This window comes from Kitasatospora sp. NPDC057198 (assembly GCF_042670125.1).
In the GTDB taxonomy this organism is placed as follows: Bacteria; Actinomycetota; Actinomycetes; order Streptomycetales; family Streptomycetaceae; genus Kitasatospora.
In genome coordinates, this window is the sequence record NZ_JBHUWH010000311.1 from 1 (window position 1) to 9,711 (window position 9,711).

A 9,711-nucleotide genomic window follows, 5' to 3' on the forward strand; every position below is an offset into this window, starting at 1 on the left:
TGCGCGATCTGGCACAACCGAACCACCGGCCGACCCGTCACCCGCTCCCTGATCGCCTACGACCACTGACCGACTTCGGAACTACTCGTCTAGCCCTCGTCGAACCGTTCGGCGAGGATCTCCACGGTGCTCGGCCCCGTGACGGTCAGCCACCACAGTGCGCAGCGGTTGTCGTGGTGCTCCAGCAGGTGCCGGGCCTCCTCCGGCCAGGGCCCGTTCTGCGGCAGCTCCCGCACCAGCACCTCGTCCACGAAGTCGCCGTCCGGATCGGCGAAGCACACCCGGGCGTGCAGGACGCCCTCGAAGCGCAGGACCGCACCGGCGCCCTCCGTGCCCAGTTCGACGACGGCCGTGCTCGGCCGCAGGTCGGTCCGGACGGCGACGGAGACCAACCAGCAGAACCGGCCGCGAAGTTGTTCGAGGCTCACGGCCGGAACACTAGGCCATGTCCGGCCGCCCCGCTCGGACCACCGCCTTTCGCGGGGCCGCCGCCCTCCGCGCGGGGCGCCGCCGCCCTCCGCGCAGGGTGCCGTCGAAAAGGAGGTGCGCGCCCCGGCCGGGGCGGCCAGAATCGCCCGCGATGAGTGACACTCCCGCCGGGCGGCTGCTCGCCGCCGTCGAGCCCCTCGCCCACGCCGAGCGACTGCGCACCGTCGCCCGCGCCGCGCACGCCCTCGCTGCCAGCGGCGAACTGCCATCTCTGACAGCCGAGTTGGCGCAAGGCGGCCGCTACGAACGACGGCTCGCCGCCCTCGCCGCGCTGACCGGCCGGCACACCCCGTACCTGACCGCGCGGCTGACCGACCCGGACGCCGTGGTGCGGCGGTACGCGCACCGGGCGATCCGCCGACTGCCGGTGCCGGACGAGGCGGTGGAGCGGGCCGTGGCGGACGCGCCGACCGCCGTCCGGGCCGAACTGGTCACGGCCGTGCTCCGCTCCGGGCGCGGTGCGCTCGCCGAACGGCTGGCCGCGGCGCTCAGCCGCAGCCACGGCCCGCGCGCCGCCGCCCGGCTGCTGCCGCTCTGCTCGGCCGCCTTCGTGGCCGCCGAACTCCCCGCGTACGCCCACGCGGTGGACTTCTCCGCCGCGCTCGGCGACCGCCACCCGCAGGCCGTCCTGGACGTTTTCGAAATGGGGCCCGGCGACCGGAGCGCCTGGTCCCGGCACGTCCCCGCGCTGGCCGCGGCCGCCCGGCACCTGCCGCTGCGGGTGCTCGACCTGCTGGAACGGCGCACCGGCGGTCCGTCGCTGCCGAAGCCCGTGCGCGACCGGCTCGCCGACCTGGCCGCCGCCGACCCCACCCGCACCGTCCGGCTGCTGCTCGCCACCGGACACAGCCACCGCGACCCGGCGCCGCGCCCCGCCGCCGCCCGCCGACTGGCTGCCGCCGACCCGGCCGCGCTGGCCGACCTGGTCGCCCACCGGCCCGGCTACGGCAAGGCGCTGCTGCGCGCCCTGCCGCCCGTCCGCCGCCCCGCCCTGTCCGACACCCTGTACGCCGACCCCTACCGCCGGGACTGGGCCTACGTGGAGGCGCTCGCCCTGCTGCCCGCCGCCGACCGGTACCCGCGGGTCCGGGCCGAGATCCACCGCCTGCGCCGCGACCGGGACGACGACCTCGCCGACTGGCTGGCCGCACCCGGCCCCCTGCCCACCTCGACACCGGCCGACCTGCTGGGCCTGGTCGCCCTGCTCCCGCCCGCCGAGGCCCGGCCCCGGCTGCTCGCCGAGACCCGGCTCCCCGAGTCCGACGAACGGTCGTACGGCTGGGAGGAGTTGATCCGCAACGCCGCCCGCTCCGGAGACCCGGCGGCGGTGTCGGAGCTGCTGCCGACGCTCGCCCGCCGCCTGCGCAACGAGCAGGACCCGGTCCGCCGGGACTCGCTGTTTGCCCTCCCCGAGCTGGCCCCCGTCCTGCACGACGGGCACGCCGCCGACCTGCACCGCCTCACCGAGGACGCCCTCACCGCCCGCGACTGCTCCGCACACACCCGGGCCGGCCTCGCCGACACGGCCGTCGCCGTGCTGGCCCACCACCCGTCCGGCACCGCCCTGGCCGCCTGGGCGACCCGCGTCCTGGAACGCACCGGCGCGGCCCGGCTCACCCTGCCGCGCGGCCGCGAACGTGCCGTCCTCGAGGCGCTGCGCCCGCTCCTGCACGACTCGGCCGCCACCCCGGACGCCGCCCTGCTGCTCACCGTCGCCGACGTGCTCGGCCCGCGCGCCCGGCGCGTCCTCGCCGAACCGCTCACCGGCGTCCTGCGCACCGGCACCGAGGAGGCCCGGCGCCGCGCCCTCGACCACCTGGCGCCCCTCGACCCCGCCACCGCGCTCGACCTGCTCGCCCACGACCCGTCCGCCGCCCGCTCGGCCCCCGTCCGCGCCGTGCTCACCGCCGTCCGCACCGACCTGCTGGCCCTCCTGCCGGGAGACCTCACCGCGGCCGACACCGCCACCGCCGACCGCTGGACACCCTGGCAACAGCAGGACGCCGTACGCAGGTCGGCCGGCACCGCCGCCGACCCGGACCGCCCCGCCGAGCAGCGGGCCGCCGCCCTGCGCGCCGCCGCCCCGCTCGGCGACGCCGGCACCGCGCTGCTGCGCCGCTGGGCCGCCGACCCGGACACCGTCCTGGCCGAGACCGCCCTCGCCGCGCTCCCGCACACCGTCGACCCGGCCGCCGTGCTGCCCGACCTGCTCGCCCTGGCCGGCCACGACCGGGCCCGGACCGCCCTGTACGCCGCCGACCGCCCGGCCCGGCACACCCCCGCCGCCGTGCTCGCCCCGGCCCTGTACGCGATCGCCCTCGGCACCGGCACGGCCAAGGTCACCAGCCGCAAGCAGGCCGTCCGGCTGGCCGCCCGCCACCTCCCCGCCGCGGCCGCCGCCGAACTGCTGCTCGCCGCCCACCTGGCCCCCGACCAGCACGCCGACGTCCGCGGCGCCGCCACCGCCGAGACCGCCGACCGGATCGGCGACACCCGCGCCGACGAGGCCGCGGCCGCCACCGGCGCGCGCTGGGCCCTGCTCGCCGACACCGCCGAACGCGGCAGCACCCTCCAGCGCCTGCGCGTCCTCGCCCCCGAGCCGGACCGCCTGCCGCCCGCCGACCGCCCCCGCTACGCCGCCCTGGTGGTCCGGATGCTCGACCTGGGCGACACCACCGCCGAGCACACCGCCCGCGGCCGCCTGGTCGGACTGGCCGAGTACGCCCCCGACGCGGTGGCCGGCCTGGCCCGGACCGTCCTCGCCCCGGAGGACCCGGACGACCCGGAGCAGCCGAACCGCTGGAAGTCCGCCGCCCGCAGCCTGGCCGCCATCGCCCTCGGCACCGCCCCGCACCCGGCCGGCGGCTGCGCCCCCGGCAGCGTCCTGGCCGACCTGCTGACCACGCTGACCGGGGCCGTCCGGGCGGACGAGGACCGGGACGGGCACGAGGACCGGGACGGACACGGGGACCGGGACGGGTACGAGGACCGGGACGGGCACGGGCACGGGCACGGGCACGGGGGCGAGGCCGCCCGGGATCGGCTGGACGAACTGCTGGACCGGCTGGGCGGCCAATGGGGCGACCGGGACCTCCCGGAGGTCCGCCGGGCCGCCGCCGCGATCCTGCTGCCCGTCCCCGCCCTGCGCGCCCGGGCCGCCCGGCTGCTGCTCACCACCGTGGCGGTGACCGACCCGGGGCTCGGCGACCACCTCCTCGCGGTGGCCGCCCTGCTGCCCGACCGCCCGGCCCTGGCCGCCGAGCTCGCGGCCACCCTGGGCCGTTCGGTGGGCAGCTCCCTCCCCACCGACGCCCCGGCGCTGGCCGCCGCCCGCCGGCTCGCCGCCGAAGGCACCCTGGCCGCCGGCCTGTTCGCCGTCGCCCTGACCGGCGCGGGCGGCGTCGCCCACTGGCCCGAGCCCTGGCGCGCCCTGCTGCGCGAGCTGCGCCGCCACCCCGCCCCCGACGTCCGCGACCGGGCGCACGCCGTCCGCCCGCCCCGCCCCGCCGCTCAGTAGGCGCGGCCCGGCCAGTGCGGGTCGCGCCACCGCTCGGGCTCGCTCAGGCCGAGCAGGCGCACCCGGTGCAGCAGGTCGTCCGGCGCCCCGTGGGCCCGCAGGCGGGCGGGGGCGTGGCAGGTCAGCCAGGCGGAGAGCTCGGCGGCCAGGGCGTCCTCCCGGTCGGAGTGCCGGATCAGCGACCAGGGGAGCGCGTCGGAGAGCAGGTCGTAGGTCCAGACGTCGACGGCCGCCGCGAGGCCGCGGTCGGCCGACGGGTGGTCCAGGGCCGCCCAGGCGTCCAGCCAGGGCGCGAGCTCCCCGGAGGCTTGGACGCACATCCCCAGGGTCCGGTCCACCTCCCGGGCGTCACCGGGGACGAGCAGGTCGCGGATCCACAGCGCGTGCAGGAACCCGCCGACCGCGGCGGCCTGTTCGGCTGGCCAGCGCGGCCAGTCCGCGCGGGCGAGGGCCCAGCCGATGTCCTCCCGGTCACCGGAGGAGTCGGAGCCGCGGTCGGCCAGTTCCGCCGCGAGCTGCGGCAGGACGCGGCGCAGCACCGCGCCGGGGTCGTTCCACTTGCCCTGCCGCCAGGTCCGCCGCAGCAGGTCGGCGTCGAGCGGCGCGTCCGGGGTCCTGAGCAGGGCGAGGTCGGCGGGGCCGCCCCAGTGGCACTCGCAGTTGTGCTCGTCGGGGTGCACGGTGGCGCCCCGCAGGGCGGCGGCGAGGCGGTGCAGGGCGGCGTCGAGGCGGCCCTGCGCGGCTCGGACGTACGGGTCGGTCATGGCGGCTGCGCCTTCGGGTACTCCGCCGGGCGGGGCCGGGCGAAGAGCGCGACGCTACCGGTCGGGCGCCGTCGGCCGTCACCCGGGGTGCCGCCCCGAATGGCCGTCCGCAGCGCGGGCAGGTGCACTGGGAGCACAGGACCGCCAGCACCCGGGAGAGCGCCATGCGTTGGGGAACCGCAGCCGCCGTCGCGGCCGCCGCAGCAGGAACCGGAACGGCGGCCTTCCTGCTGCTGGGCCGGAAGGTGTCCGACCGGGTGGTGCGGCCGGGCACGGCGCAGGTGCTGTCGGCGCCCGCGCCGGTGAAGGTGCACGCGCTCGGGCCGGGCCGGGTGGTGCTGACCTCGACGCCGGACACCCGCCGGCCCGGGACGTACGCGCTGGAGTGGGGCGAGGACGGCCACGCGGTGGTCGGCGGGGTGCTGGAGCAGGGTGCGGACCGGGTCGCCCGGCGGCTGGAGCGCGCCGACGGCGGGACGCTGGCGGTCGGCACCGAGGTCCGGGTGACGCCCCGGGTGCTGCTCGGCGACCCGCGCACCGCGCTCGGCCTGGACTACACCGAGGTCGCGGTGGCGAGCGAGCTGGGCAGCCTGCCGGCCTGGCGCACCGCGGGGATCCGCGGCACCTGGGTGCTGCTGGTGCACGGTCCGGGCACCGGCCGCGAGCAGGCGCTGGCGGTGCTGCCGCTGCTACACGCGCTGCGGCTGCCCACGCTGACGCTCAGCTACCGCGGCGACCGGGACGCGCCGGCCCCGCCGGACGGCCTGGGCCACTTCGGCGAGACCGAGTGGCAGGACGTCGACGTGGCGGTCCGGTACGCGCTGTCCCAGGGCGCCGGGCAGGTCGTGCTGTACGGCTGGTCGGTCGGCGCGACGATCGTGCTGCACGCCGCGGCCCGCTCCACCTGGCGGGACCGGATCGCCGGGGTGGTGCTGGACTCCCCGGTGCTGGACTGGTCCGAGACCGTCCGCCGGGAGACCGCGCGGGCCTGGTCGTCCCCGGCGCTGGGCGAGCTCGGCGCGCTCTCCGCGCAGGGCCGCACCGGCGTGGACCTCGCCGGCTTCGCCCGGATCGCCTCCGGCGCCGACCTGCCCGCGCCCGCGCTGCTGCTCCAGGGCACCGACGACCGGGTGGCGCCGTGGAGCGCCGCCCGGGGCCTGGCCGAGGGCCGCGACGACCTGGTGAGCCTGCACCCGGTGCCGCACGGCGAGCACGCCGCGCTGTGGAACGCCGATCCGGCCGGGTACACCGAGGCGCTGCGCCGCTTCCTGACCCCGCTGCTGTGAACCCCCGGGTGCCGGGACGGGGAACCGGAGCGCCGGGGCGCGGGGAACCGGAGCGCCGGGTACCGCGTCTCCGTCTCGGAGCGGTCACAATATCCGCCATGTCCACGTCGAAAAGCGGAAGGATTCGTCCCGTTTCGCGGTGACTCGTCCCCCCGTCGTTCGACCCGTTCGGACGACGGGGCGAGACGGCCCGGCAGTCGATGTGACAGAAGGCCCGTACAAGGGGAAGACTGCACGGCGTGACGTCTCGGAACCCGCGCGACCGTGATGCCCCGCACCCGCCCCACCGCACCGGTGCGACGGTGACCCGTCTGCCCGGCACGGCGGCCGTCGGTCGTGCGGAGGGCACACCCCCCGCCGCCGCCAACCGCCGCCGGGTCCCCGCGAAGCCGGGGCGCGGCCGGGTGCCCGTCCCGGAGGGCTTCCCGGCCCCCGCCGAACTCGCCCCGCTGGCCCGCCGGATGCTCGCCGACGCCGTCCGGGTCGCCCGCTGGGCCGGCGAGCTCTCCGAGGTCGACAAGCGCGGCGAACTCCTCCCCGAGGACGCCCGCGCCGCCGGCCGCGCCCTGGCGATGACCGTCGGCGCCGCCGCCAACGCCTGGGGCCAGGCCCTGCTGGTCGGCCTGGTCGAGCTCCGCGACGGCGGCGCCGGGCCCGGCTGGCGGCTGCACGCCTGGGAGCACGACGACGAGGCGGTGGTCCGCGGCTGGTCCGCGCTGTTCGACGCCTGGACGCTGCTCGCCCCCGTCCCGCCCGCCGCGCTGCGCGGGGTCTTCGCCCAGCTGGCCGGCCAGGCCGTCGACCAGGCCCCCCAGCTGCTGTCCTTCCTGCACCTGGTGGACGGCCCGGTCGCCGACAGCGAACTGCTCGAACTGCTGCGCCGCGGCCTCGACGAGCGCCGCCTCGGCCCCAGCTCCGGCACCTTCCCGCTGTCGCCCGTCCCGCACGCCGCGTTCGCGGTCTCCGCCGTCCGCGGCACCTGCCGCGAACCGCAGATCGACACCCCGCACTCGCCCGCCGACGTCGCCGCCGTCCTCGACTGGATGCTCGACGGCCTGGCCGCCGTCGGCGCGCTCGGCCGCCGCGACGAGGCCGCCGAGCTCTCCCCGCTCGGCCACTGGGCCGTCCGGGCCAAGCTGGAGGAGATCTGCACCGTCGCGCAGACCGCCGCCGGCCACATCGAGCAGAGCGCCGAGGAACTGCTCAGCGCCTGCGCCGACTACAGCCCCGGCCCGGCCCGCGCCGAGTACCGCGCCTGGGTCGCCGCCCGCCCCGCCGACCGCGCCGTCGCCGAACTGCTGGAGGCCGCCCGCGGCGAGGACGCGCTGGTGCGCGGCCTGGCCTTCGAGGCGCTGCGGGTGGTGGCCGGCTCCACCGCCGAGCAGGGCGTGCGCGGCGCCGTGGACGAGCCCGTCCTGCGCCCCTACGCGCTGCTCTGGCTGGCCGAACAGCTGGACGAGGACGGGGTGTCCCCGGCCGACGTGCTGGGCGCGGAGGACGCCGCCTGGCTGTGGGTGGACACCGCCGCCGCCGTCCTCGACCACGGCGAGACCGCGCTGCTGGTCGGCCACGTCGAGGGCGCCTCGGCCGGCGAGCCGGTGCGGCTGTTCAACCGCGCCCGCCAGTCCGGCCACCCGCGCGCCGCGAGCGTGCTCACCGCCGTCGCCTCCGTCCACCCCGACCCGGCGGTGGCTCGCGCCGCCCGCCGCAGCGCCTTCTCCGTCCACGACGGCGGCGCCTGAGCGGCGGGCAGCGCCCGCGCACACGAAGAAGCCGCCCTCCCGGAGAACTTCCCGGGAGGGCGGCTTTCTCGTCGCGTACAGCTCGGGGCTAGCCCCGGTTCTCGGCCCGACGGGCCCGCACCACGCCGACCTTCTCGCCGACCTTGCGGCGGATGACCAGCAGCGGCGCCATCGCGGCCAGCGCGATCTGGGCGACCGCACCGATGTGCATCAGGGTGTCGCCGCCGGGCAGGCCCGCCGCCCAGGAGGCGAGGCAGCCGATGGAGACCACGATCCAGGCCAGCGTCGCGGTGGCGAGCAGGCCCTGCGGCTTCGGGTACTCGATCCGGCTGACCATCAGGTAGGCCACGCCGAAGATCATCAGCAGGCCGGGGACGAACGGCGGGTCGAGCAGCACGATGGCCAGCACGGTCATCGCGCCCATCGGGCAGGGCATGCCCTGGAAGATCCCGGGCCGCATCTTGACCGCCGAGAAGCGGGCCAGGCGCAGCACCACGGCGAGCAGCACGGTCAGCGCGATGAACGCCGAGAGCTGCTGGTTGGTGCCGGGGGAGACCAGGCCCCAGACCGCGACGAAGTAGGCCGGCGCGATGCCGAAGCTGATCAGGTCGGCCAGGTTGTCGAGCTCGGCGCCGAGCGCGGAGGAGCGCAGCTTGCGCGCCACCAGGCCGTCGAAGAGGTCGCACATGGAGCCGACCAGCAGCAGCGTCACCGCGGTGGCGGCGCTGGACTTGACCGGCACGCCGGACTCGTTGGTCAGGTGCGGCATGAGGATCCCGGTGGTGATCGAGTAGATCGCCAGGAAGCCGCAGACGGCGTTGCCCAGGGTGAGGAAGTCGGCGGTGGACAGGTGCTGCGGGGAGCGGGGGGCGCGCAGTTCGCGGTCCCGGGCCCAGCGGCGACGGCGGAAGTCGGTCGACTCCTCGCCGTCGAGTTCCATGAGGGTTTCCGGATCAGTCACGGTCAAGGCGAGTCACCCCGGCGGTGGTCTTCTGGCCGACCGTGACGCCGACCTCGACGCCCGCCGGCAGGTAGGTGTCGACGCGGGAGCCGAAGCGGATCAGGCCGACCCGCTCGCCCTGCTCGACCTTGGTGCCGGCGTCCATGTAGGGGACGATGCGACGGGCCACAGCACCCGCGATCTGCACCATCTCGATGTCGCCGAGCTCGGTGTCGAAGTGCCACACGACGCGCTCGTTGCGGTCGCTGTCCTTGTTGAACGCCGGGACGTACCCGCCGGCGATGTGCTCGACGGACGTCACGGTGCCGGCCAGCGGCGCGCGGTTGACGTGGACGTTGAGCGGGCTCATGAAGACCGCGACCCGGGTGCGGCCGTCCGGCCACTCGTCGATGGACTGGACCACGCCGTCGGCCGGGGAGATGACACGGCCGGCGCCGATCTCGCGCTCCGGGTCGCGGAAGAACCACAGCATGCCAGCGCTCAGGGCGCAGGCGGGCACGGCCGCCAGGGCCCACTTGCCGGAACGCCGGGTGAGGGCGGTCGTCACGGCGGCGGTGGCCAGCGTGGGGACGAACCAGGGGGTGGCACCGCGCGCGATGGTCACGCGGGGACGCCGACCCTCGGGTCCGGGACCCTGGGCGGAGGTGTGAGGGGACGGGCTGATGGGCATCGAGGACCTTTAGTCGCGGCCCCGCGCGGAGACACTGAATGGCCCCTGGACGGGGGCCACCGCGGGGATCGAGTTGTTTGGACGGCTGCTGTCCGGGTGGATGCTATCGGGACCTGCCGGTATCTGGGCAAGCCGCCTGCTAGCCGGACTACGCCTGCCTACGGAGTCGAGCACCTGCTATGCATACGACCGTAACCGGAGCGGGGGCGGTTCCCCAAGAGGTCCGGTGTCACGGGTGATTCACGTCTCAGTGACGGCGGAGTGACACGCGGTGCGCGGAGG

At 77.2% G+C, this 9,711-nt stretch carries 7 protein-coding genes; 3 read left to right on the plus strand and 4 right to left on the minus strand.

All coding sequences use genetic code 11. From position 1 onward, the window contains the following. Positions 1–89 precede the first annotated feature (89 nt). Positions 90–428, minus strand: coding sequence for a hypothetical protein (locus ACFUEL_RS27890; RefSeq protein ID WP_380239524.1), 339 nt, complete (start codon positions 426–428; stop codon positions 90–92). 152 nt (positions 429–580) lie between these two features. Here ACFUEL_RS27890 and ACFUEL_RS27895 point away from each other — a divergent pair, with 152 nt between their 5' ends. Beyond that, positions 581–4,006 (plus strand): hypothetical protein, encoded by a 3,426-nt coding sequence (locus tag ACFUEL_RS27895; RefSeq protein ID WP_380239525.1) that lies wholly within the window; start codon positions 581–583, stop codon positions 4,004–4,006. On the opposite strand, the gene ACFUEL_RS27900 is transcribed toward ACFUEL_RS27895, so the two are convergent. Beyond that, positions 4,000–4,770 (minus strand): hypothetical protein, encoded by a 771-nt coding sequence (locus ACFUEL_RS27900; protein WP_380239526.1) that lies wholly within the window; start codon positions 4,768–4,770, stop codon positions 4,000–4,002. The genes ACFUEL_RS27895 and ACFUEL_RS27900 overlap by 7 nt on opposite strands. A 164-nt stretch (positions 4,771–4,934) precedes the next feature. On the opposite strand from ACFUEL_RS27900, the gene ACFUEL_RS27905 reads away from it, so the two are divergent. Both ACFUEL_RS27905 and ACFUEL_RS27910 read left to right on the plus strand, forming a co-directional pair. Further along, complete coding sequence (locus tag ACFUEL_RS27905) at positions 4,935–6,056, plus strand: alpha/beta hydrolase family protein (protein ID WP_380239527.1); 1,122 nt, start codon at positions 4,935–4,937, stop codon at positions 6,054–6,056. 302 nt (positions 6,057–6,358) lie between these two features. Next, the gene (locus tag ACFUEL_RS27910) at positions 6,359–7,798 is read left to right on the plus strand and encodes a hypothetical protein (protein WP_380239528.1); all 1,440 of its coding nucleotides are present in this window, start codon (positions 6,359–6,361) and stop codon (positions 7,796–7,798) included. 88 nt (positions 7,799–7,886) lie between these two features. Here the strand turns inward: ACFUEL_RS27910 and ACFUEL_RS27915 are convergent, their stop codons facing one another. Then, a complete protein-coding gene (locus ACFUEL_RS27915; RefSeq protein WP_380239529.1) occupies positions 7,887–8,765 on the minus strand; it encodes a CDP-alcohol phosphatidyltransferase family protein in 879 nt (292 codons plus the stop codon). Next, on the minus strand, positions 8,752–9,429 hold the full coding sequence (locus ACFUEL_RS27920) for a phosphatidylserine decarboxylase (RefSeq protein WP_380239530.1): 678 nt from the start codon (positions 9,427–9,429) through the stop codon (positions 8,752–8,754). The genes ACFUEL_RS27915 and ACFUEL_RS27920 overlap by 14 nt, the downstream gene beginning before the upstream one ends. Positions 9,430–9,711: the final 282 nt, after the last annotated feature.